Raw genomic sequence first — 20,621 nt, 5'->3', positions numbered from 1 at the left:
GGGCCCTGCCCACGGCAGGGCCTAAGCTCGGCTCATGCTGAAGGTGGGCCTGACCGGCGGTATCGGCGCCGGCAAGAGTGAGGTGTCCCGGCTGCTCGTCGAGCGCGGTGCCGTGCTGATCGACGCGGACCGCATCGCGCGGGAGGTCGTCGCACCAGGGACCCCGGGGCTCGCCGCGGTCGTGGAGGCCTTCGGCGAGGAGGTGCTCACGGCCGACGGCAGCCTGGACCGGCCCCGGCTCGGCTCCATCGTCTTCGCCGACGAGGCGAAGCTCGCCACGCTCAACGCGATCGTGCACCCCCTTGTGGGTGCCCGCTCCCGGGAGCTCGAAGAGGCCGCCGCCGACGACGCGGTCGTCGTGCACGACGTCCCGCTCCTCACGGAGAACCGCCTGGCGCCCCTGTACGACGTCGTGATCGTCGTCGAGGCGAGCCCCGAGACCCAGCTCGACCGGCTCCTCCGGCTGCGCGGCATGACTGAGGAGGACGCCCGCGCGCGGATGGCCGCCCAGGCGACCCGCGAGCAGCGCCGGGAGATCGCCGACATCGTCATCGACAACGACGTCCCGCTGGAGGACCTGGAGCGCCGCGTCAAGGACGTGTGGGCCGAGCTGACTCGCAGGTCGCAGGCGTCCCGGCCGTCCTCACAGGAATAGCGGCATCGCCCGGGGGCGTTGAACCCTTGCAGTGAGGGAAGGACTCTGCCGTGCCCGAGACCAGCGGTTCGACCGGACGTACCCCGGAGACGCACGTCATCGACTTCCGTGCCGCCGAGCAACTGCTCGCCGCGCGGGACCCGCGGGGCGCGGTGAAGCTGCTCGACGGAGTCATAGCCGCGCACCCCGAGAACACCGCCGCGCGGCTGCTGCGCGCCCGCGCCTTCTTCGCGGCGGCGCAGCTGCGGCCGGCGGAGCTGGAGTTCTCCATCGTCCTGGAGCGCGAGCCGGACAACGCGTTCGCGCACTTCGCGCTCGCCCGCACATACGAGCGGCAGAACCGTCCCGACCAGGCCAAGCGCCACTTCCGCCTGGCCGCGGCGCTGGACCCGAACCCGCGGTTTTTGAAGGCGGCGCGCTTCGACTCGTGAGCGGCGGCCCTTGTCTGCCTCGGACGTGATCCGTCTGCGTCGGAGGTGATCGGTCCGCCTCAGGGATGACCTTCCGGCGGACGGTAGGGCGGGATGTCGGGGCCCGGCTGGTAGTGCGGGCCCTGCCGGATGTGCCTGAGGACGATGACGAGGTCGATCGTGACGACCAGCAGCAGCGCGCCGCAGGCGATGGCCCAGCCGGTCCGCCCGGCGAGGGTGAACGCGACCGTCCCGAAGAGCGCCCAGACCAGCCCCCACAGGCTCAGCCAGAAACGCGCCCGCAGGGCACTGCGCGCGGTCGTCGGTTCACTGCCTGTACGCATCACGATCTCCGCTCCTGTTTGCAACGTACTCCTCACCGCGGACGCCGACCAACAGGGGGAGCCGGGCCGACGCGCGACGTCGTTCACTCGGGAGGGTGAACACGGGCGGGGATGGGAACGGGCGTGCGGGTGTGGTCCGTTGGGCGGGCATGGAGCTGAAAATGCGTGAGGGGTACGAGGGGACGGGACCCGGGGCCATCACCCCGGACGGCTGCGCGGTGGAGCTCTACTCGCGGCTGCCCGTCGGGGACGAACCGGAGATCATCGCGGCGGCGGTGCCGGCGGGCGCGCGCATCCTGGAGCTGGGCAGCGGCGTCGGGCGCATGACCCATGCGCTGCTGGAGCGCGGCTTCGAGGTCACGGCGGTGGACGAGTCCGCCGACATGCTGGAGCGCGTACGCGGGGCGCGGACGATATGCAGCCCGATCGAGGACCTGGACCTGGGCGAGACGTTCGACGTGGTGCTGCTCGCGTCGTTCCTCGTGCACGCCGGGGACGCCGAGGTGCGCCGGGGCCTGCTGCGCACGTGTGTGCGGCATGTCGCGGAGGGCGGTTCCGTGCTGATCCAGCGGGAGGGCGAGGACTACCACGTGAACGTGCCACGCGAGCGGGTGGACCCCAGCGGCTTCACCGTGCGGATCGTGTCGTCGGAGCCGGTCGGCGACGGGGTCAACTCGGTGCGCGCGGAGTACGAGTTCCCGGACGCGGTCTGGACCCAGACATTCCGGGCACGACCACTGACGAGGGAACAGTTCGAGGAGGCGCTGGAGGAGACGGGCCTGAGAGTGGACCGGTACCTGACGGAGGACCGGATCTGGGTGCGGGCGGTGCCGGCGGTCCGGGCGGCCGGGGAGGGTGAGAGGCCGTAGGGGACGGGACGCCGGGCGACTGGCCCACTTCGATCGGCGCGAGCCGGGGCGTAATTTCGCCGGGTGGCGATGAGTTCCAGGACGAGGGGCGGTCTACCCCTGCGGCATCATCACGGACCGCTTCCCCAGGAGACCTCCATGTCCGAGTCCAACGCTCCCGCCCCTTCGACCCCGGCCGGTGTCGTCGTCGCCGAGTCCGCTGCCGTCCGCGGGCGGCGTGCCCGGATCGCCCTGCGCGGTCTCCAGGTGCTGCTCGCCCTCGTCTTCGGGATCGCGAGCGCCGTGCCCAAGCTGATCGCGCACCCGTCGGCTGCCGAGTCGTTCGAGAAGCTCGGCTGGGGCAGCGGGGGGATGTACACCATCGGCGTGCTCGAACTGGCCGGAGCGGTCGCCCTGTTGGTCCCCGTGCTCCAGTCGGTGGCGGCGATGGCGCTGGGCGCGCTGATGGTGGGTGCGTTCGTCGTCCAGATCACCGTCATGGACGGGCAGTACGCGGCGACGCCGATCATCCTGCTCGTGCCGCTCGCCCTCATCGCCTGGGCGCGGCGGCGGCACAACGCGGATCTGCTGCGCCTGCTGCGGCTCCGCGCGTGACCGTCCCGAGCGCGCTGCTCACGGCCTCGGTTTGCCGGACCCACCGGCGAGGCCGGGACCGGGACCGCGGCGGAAGGGGCCGCCGGAGCCCGGGCCGGGTACGGGGCCCGGGACGGGGCCGGCCAGGCCGCGCAGGCGTTCCATTTCTCGGCGGTCCCGCTTCGTCGGGCGGCCCGCGCCGCGGTCGCGGATGCCGGCCGGGGCGACGGCCTCGCGGGGCGGGGGCGGCGGGGAGTTGTCGATGTAGCACTGGGCGGCCACGGGGGCGCCGACCCGCTTGCGGATGAGCCGTGTCACGACGACGACCCGCTCCCGGCCCTCGTGCCGCACGCGCACCTCGTCGCCGACGCGTACCGCGTGGGCGGGCTTCACGCGCTCGCCGTTGACGCGGACGTGTCCGCCCCGGCAGGCGGTGGCGCCCAGGGAACGGGTCTTGACGAGGCGTACGGCCCAGATCCAGCTGTCGACTCGGACGGTCTGGCCGCTCTGCGGCCCGGCGGCCTCGGCAGCGGCGATGGCCGCCGCGACCTTCGGGTCCACGGCTTTCGGGTCCACGGCTTTCGGGTCCACGGGCTTCGGGTCCACGGCCTTCGTGTCGCCCGCCCCGTCGTACTCCGCGTCTTCAGAAGCCATGTCCCCGACCTTAGTCCTTCCGGAGTCCTTCCAGTCGTCTGATTTCAGGCCCCTGCGGGCAGGGGACCAGCCTCCGCCGGACTCTGCAAAACCAGTTTTGCAAAAACTATTTTGGTAAGTGCCGGTGGCGGCCTACCCTCCCGGCATGGACAGCGACGAGCACAAGCGCGTACTCGACCCGGAGCGCGACACGGACGCACTGAAGGCCCTCACCCACCCCCTGCGCATCCAGCTGCTCGGACTGCTGCGGCAGGACGGGCCCGCCACGGCCAGTGAGCTCGCCGTGCGGACGGGGGAGTCGTCGGCGTCGACCAGTTACCACCTGCGGGTGCTGGCGAAGTACGCGTTCATCACCGAGGCCGAGCATCGTGACGGGCGGGAGCGGCGCTGGCGGGCCCAGCACACCGTGACGTCCTGGAGCAACGAGGCGATGGAGTCCTCCGAGGCGGGCCGTGCCTTCGTCGGCCTGGCGCGGCGGCGGCAGCTGGAGCACCTGGAGGTGTCCCTCGCCCGGCACGAGGCGGACATGGCCGCCGGGCGGTTCGGCCAGGAGTGGGTGCAGCCGTCGGGGATCAGCGATCTCATGCCCCGGCTGACGGCCGAGTCGCTCAGCGAACTCCGGGACACGATCACCCGGAAGCTGGAGGAACTGACCGCCCGGGACGCGGAGGACCCGCGCGCCGAACACGTCATGCTCCTCACCGCCTGCCTGCCGCTCGCCCCGCACGACGGCGGGGACACGGGCCGCGAGGAGACGGACCGCGAGGGCGCCTCATGACCGAGCTGCCCGAGCTGCCCGAGCTGCGGACCGTTCGCCGCCGCTACGTCACCGTCTGCGCGCTCTTATGGCTGCCGTCGGGCCTCGGCCTGGCCTCGATGGTCCTGCTGTTCGGCGAGCGCGGCATGTCCCTGGCCGCGATCGCGGGGCTCTTCGCCGCCCAGTCGCTGACGGTGGCCGCGCTGGAGCTGCCCACGGGCGGGCTCTCCGACGTCCTCGGGCGCCGGTCGGTCCTGGCCATGGCCGGTGCGCTCAACGTGGCCGCCTGCGTCCTGGTCGGCCTCGGCACCACCGCGTGGGTCCTCACGGTCGGCCTGGTGCTCATGGGCGTGGCCAGGGCCCTGGCCAGCGGCACCGCCGAGGCCTGGTACGTCGACACCGTCCAGGAGCGCTCCGGCCCGGACGCCGAGCTGCGCACGGGCCTGGCCCGGGGCGGCTCCGCGACCTCCGCCGCGCTCGCGGCCGGCATGCTGCTCGGTGGTGCCCTGCCCTGGCTGCTCGGTCTGGGGCCCGACCCCGGTGCCCGGCTGAGCGAGGCGACGTCCGGTGCGGTATTGCCGCTGTCCGTTCCGCTGCTGCTGGGAGCCGCCGTCAGGGTCGTCCTCGTCTGCTACGTGCTGGCCGTGCTGCGGGAGCCGCCGCGACCGCCGGCCACCCTGCGTTCGGTGCTGCGCGGCGTCCCGGTCACTGTCCTGGACGGGCTGCGGCTGGGCGGCCGGGACGCGCTGGTCCGCCGGGTCCTGCTCACCGCCGCGGCCGTCGGCAGCGCCCTGGCCGCCATCGAACTGCTCATCCCGGGCCGCACCGTCGAGCTGACCGGAGCACCCGGCTCCGGAGCGATGGTGTATGCCGCGCTCGCCTGCGCGGGCTTCGTCTGCAACGGTCTCGGCAGCCACCTCGCGCCGTTCGCCGCCAGGGTCGCGGGCAGCGGCGAGCGGGCCGTGCTGGTCTGTCTCGGGGCGGGCGCGGGCGGCATGCTGCTGCTCGGTGTCACCGCGACCACCACGCACCCGCTCGTCACGGCCCTCGCGGTCGTCGGCTTCTGTTTGCTCTACCTCGGCATCGGCGCCGCGTCCCCGAACCAGAACGCCCTGCTGCACCGCCGCGTCACCAGCGCCGGCCGCGCCACCGCCCTGTCAGTCCAGTCCCTCGCCCTGCAACTGGTCGGCGCGCTCACCGGCCTCGTCGTCGGGGCGTTGCGGCCGGGCCCGCTGCCGTGGCTGCTGACCGGTGCGGTGTTGCTGTCCGGGGCCCTGCTCTGGCTACGCCGCGTCGAGGCACGGTCCGCGCCGGACACGACCCTCACCCCGGGCTCACGTGCCGGCGTGTCCTGAGCCCTCTGCCTCCCGGTGAGGGGGGCGGCCCCACCGCCGCCTACCGTGGAGTGATGGACGCCAGCGGTCTCCCCCTCCTCGACCGGCGCATCACGGACTGCCGGGCCTGCCCGCGGCTGGTCTCCTGGCGTGAGGAGGTGGCCCGGGCCAAGCGAGCCGCGTACGCGGACTGGACGTACTGGGGTCGGCCGGTGCCCGGGTTCGGGCCGGCGGACGCCCGGCTGCTGATTGTCGGACTCGCCCCCGCCGCGCACGGCGGCAACCGCACCGGCCGGATGTTCACCGGCGACCGCTCGGGGGACGTCCTGTACGAGGCGCTGTACGACGTCGGCCTCGCCTCCCGGCCCACCGCCGAGCACGCCCACGACGGCCTGGAGCTGTACGGCGTGCGCGTGACCTCGCCTGTGCACTGCGCCCCGCCCGCGAACAAGCCGACCCCTCAGGAACGGGACACCTGCCGGCCCTGGCTCGTGCAGGAACTGCGGCTGCTGCGTCCGACGCTGCGGGCCGTGGTCGTGCTCGGCGCCTTCGGCTGGCAGGCCGCGCTGCCGGCGTTCGCGGAGGCGGGCTGGTCCGTGCCCCGTCCCCGGCCCGCCTTCGGCCACGGGGCCCGGTACCACCTGGACGGCCTGGAGCTCTTCGGCTGCTTCCACGTCAGCCAGCGCAACACCTTCACCGGCCGGCTCACCCCGGCGATGCTGCGTGACGTCCTGCGGACGGCCGCGCGGGCGGCGGAACTGCCCACCGCACGCGGCTAAGGAGCCTCCTCCCCGAAAGCCTCCTCCCCGAACAGGTGCCGCACCGTGGAGCGGTAGTTGGTGCGTACGTGCGTGAGCGCGTGCGCGCGGGCCCGGTCCGGGTCGCCCGAGGCGATCGCCTCGTACAGCTCGCGGTGCTCCACGAGGAGTTGCGGCCACTCCTCGTTGCGCCGGGTCATCCAGCGCAGCCGGCCGGCGACCGGTTCCAGGGCCTCGGTCAGCAAACTGTTGCCGGCCATCGCCACGATGCGGTCGTGCAGGCGGCTGTTGAGGTCCGTGATCAGCTCGGCGTCCCCGGCCTCGGTGGCGTCGGCCGCACGGTCGAGGAGCTCTTGGACCTCGGCCAGGTCCTGCGGTGTCGCGCGGGACGCGGCGAGTCCGGCGGCGTAGACCTCCAGGGCCTCGCGCAGTTCGAACAGTTCCTTGACGTCGGTCGGGGTGAGACGGCGTACCACCGTGCGCCGGGGCGTCTCGAAGTGGACGAAACCCTCGGCGACGAGCGCCCGGATCGCCTCCCGGACCGGAACGCGCGAGACGCCGAAGCGCTCCGCCAGCTCGCGTTCGACCAGGCGGTCGCCGGGGCGGAGGCCGCCCGCGATGATCTCCTGCCGCAGGTCGGCCGTGACGCGTTCGCGCACCGCTCCGAGGGGTTCGATCTTCGTCATGGAGCCCATCTTCGCCGACGCGGAGTCTCTTTTACGGAGCGTTAACAGGAGCGACATCGGTCAGAACGGTTGACGAGGAGACCATGTGCGCAGTTTGGTATACCAAACCCTCGCAGAGCAGTCCTCCGTCGTCCCCTTGCTCATGGAGGCCCCGTGTCCCTCGCCGACCGTGCCGCAACCACCGGCACCCCAGTGTTCGTCCCCGATCCCCGGCTCACCAACGAAGACCTCGCGCCCGCGAAGAAGCGCAACTGGAAGGTCTTCGACCTCTTCGCCATGTGGATGTCCGACGTCCACAACCTCGGCAACTACACCTTCGCCGCCGGACTGCTCTTCCTCGGCATGAACGTCTGGCAGATCTTCACGTCCCTGCTCGTCGGCTTCATGATCATCTACATCGGCATGAACTGGATGGGGAAGATCGGGCAGCGCCACGGCGTGCCCTTCCCGGTCGTCAGCAGGATCGCCTTCGGCGTCTGGGGCGCCAACATCCCGGCACTGATCAGGGCCGTGATCGCCATCATGTGGTACGGCATCCAGACCTACCTGGCCTCCATCGCCGTCAACGTGATGCTGCTCGCGGCCTGGCCGGGCCTGGAGTCGTGGACGCACAACTCGTTCCTCGGGCTGGACGCGCTCGGCTGGGTCTCCTTCGTCGCGCTGTGGCTGGTCCAGGCGGCGATCATCAGCCGGGGCATGGAATCGGTCCGCAAGTTCCAGGACTTCTGCGGTCCGGCGATCTGGCTCGTGATGATCGCGCTGGCCGTGTGGATCCTCGCCAAGGCCGGCTGGACGATCTCGCTTACCTCCACCCCGCACCCGGTGTCCGTCGGTGAGCAGTGGCGCCAGTGGTTCGGCGCGATCGGCCTGGTCCTCGCCACGTACGGCACGCTGATGCTCAACTTCTGCGACTTCTCCCGCTTCGCGCCTGACTACAAGTCCGTCAGACGCGGCAACTTCTGGGGCCTGCCCGTCAACTCCACGGCCTTCGTGATCGTGTCGGTGATCGTCACGGCGGGCGCCTTTGAGGTCTTCGGCAAGGAGATCACCGACCCGGCCTACCTCGTCGCCGAGATCGGCAACACCTGGGTGCTGGTGCTGGGCGCGCTGACCTTCGCCATCGCCACCATGGGCGTCAACATCGTCGCCAACTTCGTCTCGCCGGCGTACGACCTCGCCAACGTCTGGCCGCAGAAGATCACCTTCAAGGTCGGCGGCATGATCAGCACGGTCGCGGCCCTGCTCGTCACGCCCTGGAACCTCTTCTCCAACCCGACCGTCGTGAACTACTTCCTCGGCGGCCTCGGCGCCTTCCTCGGCCCGCTGTTCGGCGTGATCATGGTCGACTACTACTGGGTCAAGCGCGGCCGGGTGAACGTCGACGAACTGTTCGACGCCACGCCCGGCTCCCGCTACCACTACCGCAAGGGCTTCAACCCGAAGGCGCTGTGGGCGTTCCTGCCGGCGGCCGGTGTCGCGGCGGTCCTCGCGCTGGTGAAGACCTTCAGCGACGTGGCGCCGTACTCCTGGTTCATCGGCACGGCCATCGCCGCCGGCCTCTACGCGGCGCTGTGCCGCCCCGAGCGCACCACCGCGGAGGTCTGAGAGACGTGCGGATCGTCGTCACCAACTGCAACACCACGCAGGAGATGACCGAGGAGATCGTACGAGGTGCCCGGGCCGCCGCAGGCCCGGGCACCACCGTGACCGGACTGACCCCCTCCTGGGGACCGGAGTCCGCGGAGGGCTGGCTCGACAGCTACCTGTCCGCAGCGGCCGTCCTGGACACGCTGCGCACGTACGACGGACCGCCGTACGACGCCGTCGTCATGGCCGGCTTCGGGGAGCACGGGCGCGAGGGCGTCCGGGAACTGGTGGACGTACCGGTCGTCGACATCACCGAGGCGGCGGCACATCTGGCCTGTCTGCTGGGCCGCCGCTACGGCGTCGTCACGACGCTGGAGAGGTCCGTCGGCCAGATCGAGGACAGCCTGGAGACGGCGGGCGTGGCCCGGAACTGCGCCGCGATCGTCGGCACGGGCCTGAACGTGCTCGACCTCGGCGACGACGAGCGCACCGAGACGGCGTTCCTGGCCGCCGCCGAGCGGGCGTGCGCGGCCGGGGCCGAGGTACTGGTGCTGGGCTGCGCCGGCATGACGGGGTTGCAGCGGCTGGTCGGGGAGAAGCTGGGCCTGCCGGTCGTCGACGGGGTCGCCGCCGCGGTCAAACTGGCGGAATCGCTGGTGGCGCTGGGCCTGACGACGAGCCGGGCGGGAAGCTACGCCGAGCCGCTGGCGAAACGGAGGGTGTGGGGGCGGCCAGGACCGGACTAGGTCATGCCGCGTCATGCCGGGCCGCCGTCGAGTGTGACGTCGTCGCGATGAGCCCCGTAGAACGCCGCCTGGCGGGCCATGACCTCCCGCATCGAGGTGCCGCGCGGGATGCCGTACACCGTGCCGGGGAAGTCCAGCGCCTCCTGCACCTGCCACAGCTCGTCGTGCTCGCCGGGGGCGAAGAGCCGGGCCCGGGGCGCTCCCGCCGCGATCCAGCCGATGGGCAGGACGGTGCCGGGCGGCAGCACGGAGTTGACGTGCAGCACGCTGTGGATCCGCAGTTCGGAGCCGGTGCTCGCGACGGCGCCCGGGAAGACGCAGGCGCCGGTGGCCACGAAGACCTCGTCCTCCAGCGTCGCCCCGTTGACATGGGCGTGCGGGCCGACGAGCACGGCGTCACCGATCACCGCGGGATGCCCGGCCCGCCCCCGCACCAGCGCGTTCTCCATGACGACGACGTCCGAGCCCACCCGCACCTCCCCGTCCTCGGCGGTGAGCACGGCCCCGTGCAGCACCCGGCTGCGCTCACCGAGGACGACCGCCCCGCACAGGACGGCCGTCGGGGCGACGTACGCGGACTCGGGGACGACCGGGCGCCGTCCGCGGTGCTCGATCAACATGGCGTTCTCCTCAGGCCTCAGGCCGGCGGCTCGCCGGGCACGACCGCTGTCGCCGTAATCTCCACCAGCTGCCCCGTGTACCCGAGGCACGCCACGCCGATCAGTGTCGACGAGTGCGGCCCGGTACTGAGCCCGGACGCCTCGACGACCTCCCAGACGGCCGACAGCACGGCCGGCTCACCGCTCACGACGTACACGTCGGTCGACACGACGTGCGCCAGATCGCTGCCGACGGCGCGCAGTTGCTCACGAAGGTTGTCGATCACCTGCTCGGCCTGCCGCACGGGATCCCCCGGGCCGACCAGCTCGCCGTCGGCGTCCAGCGGCACGGACCCGGCGAGGAACGCCAGCCGCGTGCCGGCCTCCACGACGGAGGCGTGGGAGTAGGCGGGCGGCGGAAACAGGCTGGGGACAGTGACTCGCTGGATCACGGGGGTCTCCGATCTACGGGCGGCAACCGAGGGCAACCCGCCGATCATGCGAGGTTCCGCCACGCGGGCGCACCCGTATTTCGGTTCCACCCTCGCCCGAGCGCTCCCTTACGCTTCCCGAGGATCACCCGCCGGCCCTGGAGCGACGCCCGTGCCCACCCGCCCGGACCAGACCTTCCTCGACACCACCGCCGACCGCCTCGCCGCCCTCCCCGCCGTCACGGCCGTCACCCTCGGCGGCTCCCGCGCCCAGGGCACCGAACGCCCGGACAGCGACTGGGACCTGGCGATCTACTACCGGGGCGCCTTCGATCCGGAGGACCTGCGGGCTGTCGGCTGGCAAGGCGAGGTCTCCGAACTCGGCGCGTGGGGCGGCGGCGTCTTCAACGGCGGCGCCTGGCTGACCGTCGACGGCCGGCGCGTGGACGTGCACTACCGCGATCTCGACGTCGTCGAACACGAGGTGGCGCAGGCGGAGCAGGGCCGCTTCCGGGTCGAGCCGCTGATGTTCCACCTGGCGGGCATCCCGACGTATCTGCTCGTCGCCGAACTCGCCATCAACAAGGTGCTGCGGGGCGAACTGCCGCGCCCTCCGGCCTACCCGCCGGCCCTGCGCGAGACCGCCCCGGCCCATTGGCACGGCATGGCCACGGCCACCCTCGCGTACGCCAAGGCGGGCCACGCGCCCAAGGGCGCGGTCACCCAGGTCGCGGGCGCGATCGCCCTCGCCGCGACACAGACGGCGCACGCGGTGCTGGCGGCACGGGGGGAGTGGGTGACCAACGAGAAGGGGCTCGTCGAGCGAGCGGGTCTGCGGGAAGTGGACGTGCTCCTGGGCGCCCTCACCAGCCCTCCGGACGAGCTCGTGAAGAGGATCACCGACGTGGAGACGCTCCTGAACCGGGCCGTGGAGGCAGCGCGGAGCTGACCGGGTACGGCCATCGCCGATCAGGTCCGTTGTCGACCGGGTGCGGCCGTACCCGATTGCGCTCATGCCGATTGCGTTCATAAAGAACCCGGCTTTCCCGCCCTCCGTCACGTTCCGGAAACCTTTCCTCCAGGAACCCCGCCTACTGTGGGCATCCCTACCCCCGCCCCGGCCACCGTCGCCCGAAGGCCCACCCCTGCCCTCGACGAGTCGACAGGAGCCCCGTGTCCCGGTCCCGCCGTGCCTATCTCGCGTTGCCGCCCTGGCTCGCGCACGCCCTGCGCGCTCAGCGGGGGCCGGTGCCCTGGAGCGCGGTGACGCGAGGGGCGCTCTCGGCGGGGCCGCTGTTGCTGGTGGCCGTGCAGGTCGGGCGTACCTCGCTCGGGGTCGTCGCCGCCATCGCCGCCATGCTCGCCGGGATCAACGACCGGCCCGGGAGCCGGCGGGCCTCGGTCAAGCGGATCGGGGTGCCCGCGCTGGGCGGTGCCCTGGGCCTGGTGGCCGGGACGTACGCCGGACAGCAGACCGGCGCGGTCGTGCTGACGGTGATCCTCACGTTCGTCGGGCTCGTCGCCGGGAGCATCAGCGCCATCGGGCCGGTCGCCTCCGCCGTCGGGACGCAGTTGCTCGTCGCCTCGGCGATCGGGGCCGGGATGCCCCTGCCGGAGCCGGGGTGGGAGCGTGCGCTCGCGTACGTCGCGGGCGCCGGGTGGCTGCTCGTGCTCCGGCTCGTTTTGCCCACGCCCGGCTCCCTCGCCGGGGACTTCCGGTTCGACGGGGAGCGGGAGGCCGTCGCCGGCGTGTACGAGGCCGTCGCCGACCTGCTCGACGCCGTCGGCGGGCCCGACGCCATGCGCCGCCGGGCCGCGCTCACCGCCGCCCTCGACCACGCGCAGGATGCCCTCGCCGGGCCCCGGCTGCGGCGGTACGCCTCGTCCTCCGCCGAGCGGCGGCTGCACGCGCAGTACGCCGCCGCCCTGCCGCTCGCCGAGGCCGCCACCGCCCTGGCGTGGGCCGGAGAGGCCGTCGCCGAGCGGGCCTCCGAGGGACCCCGGCGACTCGCCGCCGCCGTACGCGGCAACTCCCATACCGGGCCCCTGCCCGCACCCTCCCGCTCGGCGCCCGCCCTGCGCGCCCTCGACGACGCCCTCCTGCACGCCGCCGAGGTGTTCGACCAGGGCAGGGGCGGCGATCTGCACACCCGGCCCCGCACGCCCAGGGACCGGCTGCGCGCCGCCTTCGGCAGCGCCGGACGCGAGTACGGGCTGCGGGTCGCCCTCTGCTTCGGGGCCAGTTCGGCCGTCGCCCAGGCCCTGCACCAGGGCCAGTGGTACGGGCAGCACGAGCACTGGTACTGGCTGCCGGCCACCGCCGTCTTCCTCGTCAAGCCCGACCTGGGGCCGCTCGCCTCGCGGGTGCTGAACCGGGCCGCCGGGACCGTGCTCGGCGCTGTCGTCTTCGCCGGATTCGCCGCCGTCCTGCCCCGGCCCGAAGGGCTCATCGCGCTCGTCGCCCTCAGCGGAGCGCTCATCCCCGTCGCCACCCGGCACTTCGCCGCCCAGACCGCCGTCGTCACCGTCCTCGTCCTCGCCCTGGTCATGGTCGGCGGCGAGCCGCAGGCCTCCATGGGGCGGATCGGGGAGACGCTGTTGGCCTGCGCGATCGTGCTGATCACCGGGCACCTGCCGATGCCCGGACAGCGGGGCGGGGGAGTGCGCGCCCGGCTCGCCGCGGCGGGCGACGCCGCCTACGCCTATCTCACCCACGTCCTCGACGAGGCCGACGCCCCGCGCATCGGCCCGCCCGGAACGCCTTCCGAGCGCCGCGGCACGCCCACCGAGCGCCCGGTCACCTCCTCCGAGCGCCCCATCACGCCCTCCGGCTCTCGCGGCACGCCCGCCGAGCGCCCCATCACGCCCTCCGACCCCCGCGCCACCCGCTGGACCCTGCGTCGCGAGGCCTACCGCACGCTCGCCGAGGCACGGACGGCCATCTCCCTGTCCGCGCACGAACTGCCCGCCCTCGCCCGGCACACCGAGGGCGCGGACGAGGTGGCCGACCTCCTCGAACGCCTCGTCGACACCACCACCGCCTGCGCCGTCCACCTCGACGACACGGGACGGATCGGTCCCGAGCACACCGAGCGCCTCACCGCCCTCCTCGGTGAACTCGCCGGACAGGGAGAGCGGGTGGGGCTGCGGCTGCCCAGGACGCGCCGCGCCGGATGACCCCTCAGCCGAACCCGCAACCGGCCCCTCAGCCGACCCGTATCCACACCGGCGCGTGGTCCGACCCGGGCGCGCCCCGCCGCTCCGCCGGGTCGGGGCCGACCGACGGCAGACCGGGCGGGCCGTCGCCGGGCAGGCCCGTGCCCGCCGCCGTCACCCGGTGCACCAGGCGGTGGCTCACCAGCACATGGTCGATCAGTTCGCGCCGCCCTGAGTTGACGCGGGAGTAGCGCTGCCCGGGCGGGATGAGCGGGGCCACGTCCCACAGCCGGGTCGCGTAGCCCCGGTCGGCCCGCTCGTAGCCCGGCGTGCCGATCTCGGAGCCGGGCGGGCCGAGCAGGATCTGTGTGGTCGCGGCCTGCACCTCGTCGTTGAGGTCGCCCAGTACGGCCACGTCCCTGCCCTGCCCGTCGCCGTCCAGGAGTTCGTCCGCGAGGGAACGCAGGGCCGTCGCCTCGGCGGCCCGCCGGTACAGGGCGTAGGCGCCGTAACGGGCCCGTTCGCCCTCGTCGCGCGGCTGGAAGCGGCCGTCCGGGTACGACAGCAGCTTCGACTTCAGATGACAGACGGCCACCCGCAGCGGCCCGTCCTCGACCTCGACGGCAAGGAAGCCCCGCCCCGCCTGCGTCACCGTCACCCCCGAGTCGTCCACCTGCACGGGCCGCAGCTCCGCCGGGAAGGCCGTCGTGTCGGCGAGCACCGTCATGGCCGTACGGCTCAGGAACCCGACCCGTATGCCCCGGCTGTCCGGATGCCCGGACAGGGCGACATGCCAGTCGTCGCCGAGCATCCCGGCGAGGTCCTGCAGGGCCTCGGGGTCCCCGACCTCCTGCACGCCGAGCAGCGTCGGGTCGAGTTCCGTGATCACGGCGGCGAGCGCGGCGAGCTTGGTCTCGTACGCGGCCTCGTCCTTCGGGCCGAACGGGCCGCCGGGCCGGTAGAGGTTCTCCAGGTTCCAGGTGCCGAGGAGCATGCCGGGCTCCTTTCAGAAGCCGACAGGTCGTACGTTGGCGCGATGACGCTTTCCGCCGCGGACAGTCCCGCGGACCTCATCATCAGCGCATGTACCGTCCTCGTGCACGACGATCAAGAGCGCATCGGGTTCGAGGAGGACGCCGCGATCGTCGTGCGCAACGGAGTCGTCGAGGCCGTGACGGGCACCGCCGCGGTCGCGGACCTGCCCGCCGCCGAGCGCCTCGACGCCCGGGGCCAGGTCGCCCTGCCCGGTCTGATCAACTGTCACACGCACGCGCCGATGGTCGCGCTGCGCGGTCTCGCCGAGGACCTGCCGACACAGGAGTGGTTCAACGACGTCGTCTGGCCCGTGGAGTCCAACCTCACGGAGAAGGACGTGGAGTTGGGGGCGCGGCTCGCCTGCGCCGAGATGATCCGCGCCGGCGTCACCTGCTTCGCCGACCACTACTTCGCCATGGACGCGGTGGCCCGAGTGGTCGCGGAATCCGGCATGCGGGCGCTGCTCGGCGAGGCGTTCTTCTCCTCGCAGGGCCCCGAAGGCCGGGAGCGGACACTGGAGTTCGCGCTGCGGCACCGCGGTGCGGCCGACGGCCGGATCACCACCGCGCTCGCGCCCCACGCCCCCTATACGGTCGACGACACCGACCTCGCCGCAACCGGCGAGCTCGCCCGCACGCACGGCCTGCCCGTCCACCTCCACGCCGCCGAGAACCGCGACCAGACCGAGGCCAGCCTCGCCCGCCGCGGCGCGACTCCGATCGAGGTCCTGGAACGCACCGGCATCCTCCACACGGACCTGCTCCTCGCCCACGGCACCGGCATCGTCGACAGCGACCTCCCCGTGCTGGAGCGGGCGGACGGTCGTACAGCCGTCGCCACCGCGCCCCGCGGTTACCTCAAGTTCGCCTGGCCCGACACCACACCGGTCCGCGCCCTGCGCGACATCGGCGTCGACGTCGGACTCGCCACCGACGGCGCCGCCTCGAACAACTCCCTCGACGTATGGGAGTCGATGGCCCTCACCTCCCTGGTCCAGAAGTCCGCCGAGGGCGACCCCCGCTGGCTGACCTCCCGCCAGGCCCTGCACCACGCCACCCTCCAGAGCGCGCGTGCCGTGGGGCTGGGAGACAGCGTCGGCAGCATCGCGCCCGGACGGCGGGCGGACATCGTCCTGGCCGACCTCACCGGACCGCACACCCAGCCGGTCCACGACCTCGCCGCCACCCTGGTGCACAGCGCCCGCTCCGCCGACGTCCGCACCACGATCGTCGACGGCCGGATCCTGATGCGTGACCGGACGCTCCTGACGATCGACGTGCCGGCGGTGGTACGGGAACTGGAGGAGCGCCTGCCCGCCCTCGTCGACCGCAGCCACGGCCGGCGCATCCAGGACTACGACACCTGACGTTCCCACAGGGCCCGTCGGATTTTCTTCCCGGGCGGCGATGAGTTCCGTCCCTCCCGCCGGTCACCACCCCGGACGGACCGCTGCCACAGGAGGGCCCATGTCGCTTCCGGAGATCGTCTCGCGCGAGGAGTGGCGCGCGGCGCGCGCGGAACTGCTCGTCAAGGAGAAGGCCGCCACCCGCGCGCGGGACGCGCTGTGCGCCGAGCGGCGCGGACTTCCCATGGTGGAGGTCGACGAGGAGTACCTGTTCGAGGGCGGGGACGGCAAGGCCACCCTGCTCGACCTGTTCGAGGGCCGGCACCAGCTCGTCGTCTACCACTTCATGTTCGCGCCCGAGTGGGGCGCCGGCTGCCGCAGCTGCTCCGCGTTCCTGGACCAAGTAGGGCATCTCGCCCATCTCCACGCTCGTGGTACGTCGTTCGCGGCCGTGTCCCGGGCGCCGTACCCGAAGCTCCTGCCGTTCAAGGCGCGGATGGGCTGGACGGTGCCCTGGTACTCGTCGTTCGGCAGCGACTTCAACCACGACTTCGAGGTGACCCTCGCGCGCGAGGGCGAGCTCGTCGAGCGCCCGGGCCTCAGCTGCTTCCTGCGGGACCGCGACCGGGTCTTCCACACCTACTCGACGTACGAGCGCGGCCTCGACGGCCTCGGCTCGACCACCAGCCTGCTGGATCTCACGGCACTGGGCCGGCAGGAGGAGTGGGAGGAGCCCAAGGGGCGCGCATCGGCCCTTGGGGCGCCTGCGGGAAGTGAGCGCGTCCGCTATCACGACGAGTACGACGACTGATACGGAAAGTGAAAAGATAGGCCAAGTGGCTGAGAGTTTTGTCACACTCGGTGGTGAACGAGTGTCAACTACGTCTCAGAACCGTCACTTCGCGGGCCGTTCACCCCATGGTTGGCGTTTAACTCTACGAGTACAGCGCTACATGGAGGTGCAGGGTGAACGGGCGAACGGTGCTCGAGAGCTTTCCCGCCGGTGGGCCGCGTGGTTCCTGGCCGGCGGAGGAGTTCGCGCAGGCGCGGCGTCTGGAGGGCCTGCCTGCCGAGGTCGTCATGGATCTCGCCACGGACATGTTCCTGGTGATCGTGCGCAGCGGGGACGGCGCCGACGCCGTGGCCTGACGCGCGTCCCGGGGGCCGGCGGCGTCGGCTCAGCCCGCCTTCGGCGCCGGCACCTTCGGGACCGGCTGGACCGTCGTGGGTTGCGGGGTCGTCCTGGGTGGCGTGGCGAACTGGTCCGCCTGGAGCGCGTACAGCTCGGCGTAGAGACCGCCGGTCGCCAGCAGCTCGTCCGGAGTCCCGGACTCCACGAGCCGGCCCTGGTCCAGGACGTGCACCAGGTCCGCGTGGCGTACGGACGCCAGCCGGTGCGTGATCAGGACGACCGTCTGGCCGCTGTCGGCCAGGGCGCGGATCCGCTCGAAGACCTCCAGCTCGGCCCGGGCGTCCAGGGCCGCCGTCGGCTCGTCCACGATCAGGATGCGGCCCCTGCGGTAGGCCGCCCGGGCGATGCCCAGCCGCTGCCACTGGCCGCCCGACAGCTCGTGCCCGCCGCTGAAATTACGGGCGAGCAGGGTGTCCAGCCCGCGCGGCAGGTCCGCGATCACCGTCTCGGCCCCGGCCTCGGAGATCGACGCGGCCAGTCGCTGCTCGCACACCGGCGCCGACGTGCGCCCCAGGGCGACGTTCACCCGGGCCGTGAACGGCCACCGCTTGAAGTCCTGCGCCACCATCGCGATCCGCTCGGCCAGCCGGTGCCGGTCGGCGGTCGCCGCGTCCACGCCGTCCCACAGGATCCGCCCCTTCTGCGGGGTGTAGAGCCCGGCGAGCAGCTTGACCAGGGTCGTCTTGCCGGAGCCGTTCTCCCCGACCAGCGCCACGATCCGGCCCAGCGGGAGGGTGAGCGACACGTCGTCGAGGGCGGGGCGGGCGGAGTCGCCCGGGTAACGGAACGTGACGTTCTGGAAGCGGATCTCGCGTGGATCCTCCGGCAGCGGCGCGCCGCCCGCCGGGATCGCCCACTGGTCCGCCTCGGTGTACAGCCGATGCAGATCGCCGACGAAGAGGGCCTCCTCGTGCAGCGCGTTGACCTCCACCACGAGCGTGTCGAGGCTCTGCGAGCCGGTCCGGATCGCGATCACGGCCGTACCCGCCACCGACAGGGCCATCGCGCCCGCCAGCAGCAGCCCGCCGAGCGTCGCGTACGTCGCCACCGTCGCCAGGCCCGTCCACGCCGCCGCGATCAGGCCGGTCCGGGCGGCGAGCCGGGCCAGCCGGGCCTGCTCGGCCTCCGCCGTCTCCGACATCGCGCGGAAGTGCCGCAGCAGGAACGCGCCCACCCCGTGCACCCGGATCTCGGGGGCCGCCTCGGGCTCGATCAGGAGATTGCCGAGCAGCCGGCCCGCCCGGGCGTGCTGCACCCAGGCGTGGAAGGACTCGTAGCGCCGCCGGGCCACGGTCAGCGCGCTCCAGGCGCTCGGCAGGGTCATCGTGACCAGCAGCGGCAGCAGCGCCGGATGCAGCACGGTGAGCACGCCTGCCGCCGCGACCAGCGAGATCATCGCGTTGATCACGCGCGTTCCGTAGGAGATCATCCGGCGCGCGGAGGCGGCGCCGTACTGCGCGGTGTCCAGCAGCTTGTGGAAGGCGTGGTCCTCGATCGCGGCCAGTTCGACGGCCGCGGCCCGCTCCAGGTACTGCTCGGTGGCCACCCGCTCCACCTTGGGCTCCAGCCGTCCGGTGGCATAGGTGCTCGCGGCCCGCAGCAGCGCGGCGAGCAGCATCACGACGGCCACGGTGACCAGCGCGGGGACGGCCCCGCGCAGCCGGTCCTCGATCACACCGCCGCCCATCAGCCGGGCCAGCACGCTGTTGACCGCGAGCAGCGCCACCGCCTGCGCCACGCCCCGGCCCGCCTCGGCGGCCAGCACGATCCGCGCGGCGCCCCGGTCGGCCTGCCGGGCGAGCCGCAGGCTGGACGCCAGCAGGGACGGCAGCCGGGTGATCATGGCGCGGAAGTTCAGCTCCAGGAACGCGTCCGCGTGCTGGTTCCAGCCCATGTCGTAGCGCAGCGGCCCGCCGAAGAGCAGCCGCTCCGACTCGGACACCTCCGGCGCGGTCCGCTTCTTCGCCACCGTCGACCGACCTCCCCGCTCATGCCCCGCTCGTGGACGAACGGTCACTATGGCGGGGTCGGAGCCCGCCCGGGCAGGGCGCAGCCCGGGGCGCCGGAGGCGCACGGGCGCACAAATCGAGCGGGGGAGGCGTGAGGCGGCGCTCGACGAGTACTACGGTCCGGCCGAGCCCTGTTCGAGGAGCCCTACGCGCTGACCGGCCGCGACCAGGCCGGCGCGGTCCCCGTCACCCGGCACAGGGCGAGATACAGCGGTATCGGCGGGGTGTACGGCAGTGTGCCGTCCGGGCGGTGGATCAGTTCGGGCAGCTCAGGGACGTCCGGGACGACCGCGCCGGTGGTGTAGTGCGCCGGGACCGGCCAGTCCAGGGCGTGGTCGGAGTCGGACGGCACCAGCCACCACCAGTGCGTCTCGTCGGCGTAGACGCAGCCCACCCGGGGCAGCCGGGGCATGACCAGCGGGCCGAGACGGGCGGGTACCGCGACCGCGTCGCAGCCGAGCGGGGCGGTCATGCCGTCGGGCACGGGCAGCCGCAGAGCCGGGCTCGTCGTCCGCAGCTCGCACCGGAGCCGGGCCAGAGTGTCGAGGTTCAGGACGCGGCCACCGCGCCCGGGGCTCATGCCGGTCCCCGCTCTCGGCGTCGCTTCTGCGCGGGGACTTGCTTCGGGACTTCCTCAGCGGGGACTTCCCGAGCGCCCTTCGTACGGCGCGCCCGGTGTGCTTCGTTCCCGTCGTCCGAGTCGTCGGACGGCCCCGGCTTCGGGCGGGCGCCCCAGCCCAGGTCGTTCCGGGGCTCCGCCGGGTCGCGCGGGGTGTCGGCCGTGCGCGGCAGCTCGGCCCAGACCAGCAGCCCGGGGCCGTGCTCATGGGCACCCCAGGCGTCGCAGAGGGCGTCGACGAGAAGCAGTCCCCTCCCGTGCTCCTCCTCGGGCCGGGTGCGGCCGGCCGCGGGGGGCCGGCCCGGGGCGCAGCCCTCGTCACGCACGGCTATCCGTACCAGGTCGGCGCCGTCGTGCAGCTCGCACACGATGTGGGTGCTCGCCGTGTGCACGAGGGCGTTGGTGACCAGCTCGGAGACCACCAGGGCCGCGCTGTCGCACGTGTCCTCGCACACCGACCAGCCGGTCAGCCGGGCCCGCGTCAGGCGTCTGGCCTGTGCGGGGGAACCCGGATGTGCGGCCAGCTCGAAACGGAACCGGCGCTCGGCAGCGTCCCCGACGGGGCTTGCTCCCGGGCTGGCACCCAGGCCGTAAGGGCCTGCGGCGGCGTCTGTTCCTAAGGGCGCGGACGGAATCACGCTTGCCACTATCGCCCCGCCGTGAACACTTGGCAAGTGTCACTCTGAAAATTGCAGAGTGCTGTGTGACGGTCTGGAAGGCCGTGGCACACTGCTCGCAACAGCACCCCGCGCGGCGCCAGTTGAGATCGTCGAAGTTCTGTTCGGAACGCCTGTTCGGATAGTCAACTCTTCGAAGGGGCCTTCGAATGGCGCCGCCGGGCTGTCAGCGTCCTTCTGTGGCC

General features: G+C 72.8%; 23 protein-coding genes. 14 read left to right on the top strand and 9 right to left on the bottom strand.

Features of this window, described 5'->3' with window-relative positions; genetic code table 11:
• The first annotated feature begins 34 nt into the window (after positions 1-34).
• On the top strand, positions 35-655 hold the full coding sequence (gene coaE, locus QF034_RS09815; RefSeq protein ID WP_307174567.1) for a dephospho-CoA kinase: 621 nt from the start codon (positions 35-37) through the stop codon (positions 653-655).
• Positions 656-705: 50 nt separating this feature from the next.
• A complete protein-coding gene (locus QF034_RS09810; protein ID WP_020275720.1) occupies positions 706-1,086 on the top strand; it encodes a tetratricopeptide repeat protein in 381 nt (126 codons plus the stop codon).
• A gap of 59 nt (positions 1,087-1,145) precedes the next feature.
• Here the strand turns inward: QF034_RS09810 and QF034_RS09805 are convergent, their stop codons facing one another.
• Positions 1,146-1,409 carry a DUF6343 family protein gene (locus QF034_RS09805; RefSeq protein ID WP_307174566.1) on the bottom strand — a complete coding sequence of 88 codons (264 nt, stop codon included), beginning with the start codon at positions 1,407-1,409 and terminating at the stop codon, positions 1,146-1,148.
• Between the two features lie 161 nt (positions 1,410-1,570).
• Here QF034_RS09805 and QF034_RS09800 point away from each other — a divergent pair, with 161 nt between their 5' ends.
• Positions 1,571-2,278: a class I SAM-dependent methyltransferase gene (locus QF034_RS09800; RefSeq protein WP_307174565.1), complete on the top strand. Its 708-nt coding sequence runs from the start codon at positions 1,571-1,573 to the stop codon at positions 2,276-2,278.
• 138 nt (positions 2,279-2,416) lie between these two features.
• Entirely contained in the window at positions 2,417-2,872 is a 456-nt protein-coding gene (locus QF034_RS09795; protein ID WP_307174564.1) for a DoxX family protein, read from the top strand.
• 18 nt (positions 2,873-2,890) lie between these two features.
• On the opposite strand, the gene QF034_RS09790 is transcribed toward QF034_RS09795, so the two are convergent.
• On the bottom strand, positions 2,891-3,505 hold the full coding sequence (locus tag QF034_RS09790; protein ID WP_307174563.1) for an RNA-binding S4 domain-containing protein: 615 nt from the start codon (positions 3,503-3,505) through the stop codon (positions 2,891-2,893).
• A gap of 145 nt (positions 3,506-3,650) precedes the next feature.
• On the opposite strand from QF034_RS09790, the gene QF034_RS09785 reads away from it, so the two are divergent.
• Genes QF034_RS09785 through QF034_RS09775 form a run of 3 tightly spaced genes read left to right on the top strand, consistent with a single transcriptional unit; the run spans position 3,651 to position 6,375 of the window.
• Positions 3,651-4,283: an ArsR/SmtB family transcription factor gene (locus QF034_RS09785; RefSeq protein ID WP_307174562.1), complete on the top strand. Its 633-nt coding sequence runs from the start codon at positions 3,651-3,653 to the stop codon at positions 4,281-4,283.
• Positions 4,280-5,617, top strand: a complete 1,338-nt coding sequence (locus tag QF034_RS09780; RefSeq protein ID WP_307174561.1) for an MFS transporter — start codon at positions 4,280-4,282, stop codon at positions 5,615-5,617. Before QF034_RS09785 ends, QF034_RS09780 begins: the two co-directional genes overlap by 4 nt.
• 53 nt (positions 5,618-5,670) lie before the next feature.
• Positions 5,671-6,375, top strand: a complete 705-nt coding sequence (locus tag QF034_RS09775) for a uracil-DNA glycosylase (protein WP_307174560.1) — start codon at positions 5,671-5,673, stop codon at positions 6,373-6,375.
• Here QF034_RS09775 and QF034_RS09770 read toward each other — a convergent pair.
• Positions 6,372-7,049 carry a GntR family transcriptional regulator gene (locus QF034_RS09770; protein ID WP_307174559.1) on the bottom strand — a complete coding sequence of 226 codons (678 nt, stop codon included), beginning with the start codon at positions 7,047-7,049 and terminating at the stop codon, positions 6,372-6,374. The two genes, QF034_RS09775 and QF034_RS09770, sit on opposite strands and share 4 nt — an antisense overlap.
• A gap of 144 nt (positions 7,050-7,193) precedes the next feature.
• On the opposite strand from QF034_RS09770, the gene QF034_RS09765 reads away from it, so the two are divergent.
• Both QF034_RS09765 and QF034_RS09760 read left to right on the top strand, forming a co-directional pair.
• On the top strand, positions 7,194-8,645 hold the full coding sequence (locus QF034_RS09765) for an NCS1 family nucleobase:cation symporter-1 (RefSeq protein WP_307174558.1): 1,452 nt from the start codon (positions 7,194-7,196) through the stop codon (positions 8,643-8,645).
• A 5-nt stretch (positions 8,646-8,650) separates the two neighbouring features.
• On the top strand, positions 8,651-9,373 hold the full coding sequence (locus QF034_RS09760; RefSeq protein WP_307174557.1) for an aspartate/glutamate racemase family protein: 723 nt from the start codon (positions 8,651-8,653) through the stop codon (positions 9,371-9,373).
• A gap of 11 nt (positions 9,374-9,384) precedes the next feature.
• Here QF034_RS09760 and QF034_RS09755 read toward each other — a convergent pair whose 3' ends face one another.
• On the bottom strand, positions 9,385-9,993 hold the full coding sequence (locus QF034_RS09755; protein WP_307174556.1) for a gamma carbonic anhydrase family protein: 609 nt from the start codon (positions 9,991-9,993) through the stop codon (positions 9,385-9,387).
• Between the two features lie 17 nt (positions 9,994-10,010).
• Positions 10,011-10,424 (bottom strand): RidA family protein, encoded by a 414-nt coding sequence (locus tag QF034_RS09750; RefSeq protein WP_307174555.1) that lies wholly within the window; start codon positions 10,422-10,424, stop codon positions 10,011-10,013.
• 151 nt (positions 10,425-10,575) lie between these two features.
• Between QF034_RS09750 and QF034_RS09745 the strand changes: the two genes are divergently transcribed.
• Both QF034_RS09745 and QF034_RS09740 read left to right on the top strand, forming a co-directional pair.
• On the top strand, positions 10,576-11,352 hold the full coding sequence (locus QF034_RS09745; RefSeq protein WP_307174554.1) for a nucleotidyltransferase family protein: 777 nt from the start codon (positions 10,576-10,578) through the stop codon (positions 11,350-11,352).
• A 224-nt stretch (positions 11,353-11,576) separates the two neighbouring features.
• A complete protein-coding gene (locus QF034_RS09740) occupies positions 11,577-13,580 on the top strand; it encodes an FUSC family protein (RefSeq protein ID WP_307174553.1) in 2,004 nt (667 codons plus the stop codon).
• Between the two features lie 28 nt (positions 13,581-13,608).
• Here QF034_RS09740 and QF034_RS09735 read toward each other — a convergent pair whose 3' ends face one another.
• Positions 13,609-14,553 carry an endonuclease/exonuclease/phosphatase family protein gene (locus QF034_RS09735; RefSeq protein WP_307174552.1) on the bottom strand — a complete coding sequence of 315 codons (945 nt, stop codon included), beginning with the start codon at positions 14,551-14,553 and terminating at the stop codon, positions 13,609-13,611.
• 42 nt (positions 14,554-14,595) lie between these two features.
• On the opposite strand from QF034_RS09735, the gene QF034_RS09730 reads away from it, so the two are divergent.
• The 3 genes from QF034_RS09730 to QF034_RS09720 all read left to right on the top strand — a co-directional run bounded on the left by QF034_RS09730 (position 14,596) and on the right by QF034_RS09720 (position 17,088).
• Entirely contained in the window at positions 14,596-15,960 is a 1,365-nt protein-coding gene (locus QF034_RS09730) for an amidohydrolase (RefSeq protein WP_307174551.1), read from the top strand.
• 100 nt (positions 15,961-16,060) lie between these two features.
• Complete coding sequence (locus tag QF034_RS09725) at positions 16,061-16,750, top strand: DUF899 domain-containing protein (protein WP_307174550.1); 690 nt, start codon at positions 16,061-16,063, stop codon at positions 16,748-16,750.
• 155 nt (positions 16,751-16,905) lie between these two features.
• A complete protein-coding gene (locus QF034_RS09720; RefSeq protein WP_086847348.1) occupies positions 16,906-17,088 on the top strand; it encodes a DUF8839 family protein in 183 nt (60 codons plus the stop codon).
• Positions 17,089-17,117: 29 nt separating this feature from the next.
• Here the strand turns inward: QF034_RS09720 and QF034_RS09715 are convergent, their stop codons facing one another.
• The 3 genes from QF034_RS09715 to QF034_RS09705 form a co-directional block, all read right to left on the bottom strand.
• Positions 17,118-19,100 carry an ABC transporter ATP-binding protein gene (locus tag QF034_RS09715; protein ID WP_370880778.1) on the bottom strand — a complete coding sequence of 661 codons (1,983 nt, stop codon included), beginning with the start codon at positions 19,098-19,100 and terminating at the stop codon, positions 17,118-17,120.
• 185 nt (positions 19,101-19,285) lie between these two features.
• Positions 19,286-19,720, bottom strand: coding sequence for a hypothetical protein (locus QF034_RS09710; RefSeq protein ID WP_307174549.1), 435 nt, complete (start codon positions 19,718-19,720; stop codon positions 19,286-19,288).
• A complete protein-coding gene (locus tag QF034_RS09705; protein WP_307174548.1) occupies positions 19,717-20,406 on the bottom strand; it encodes an ATP-binding protein in 690 nt (229 codons plus the stop codon). Before QF034_RS09705 ends, QF034_RS09710 begins: the two co-directional genes overlap by 4 nt.
• Between the last annotated feature and the right edge of the window lie 215 nt (positions 20,407-20,621).

The organism is Streptomyces africanus (genome assembly GCF_030816955.1).
Lineage (GTDB): Bacteria > Actinomycetota > Actinomycetes > Streptomycetales > Streptomycetaceae > Streptomyces > Streptomyces africanus.
This window is presented reverse-complemented; position numbering and strand designations above follow the sequence as displayed.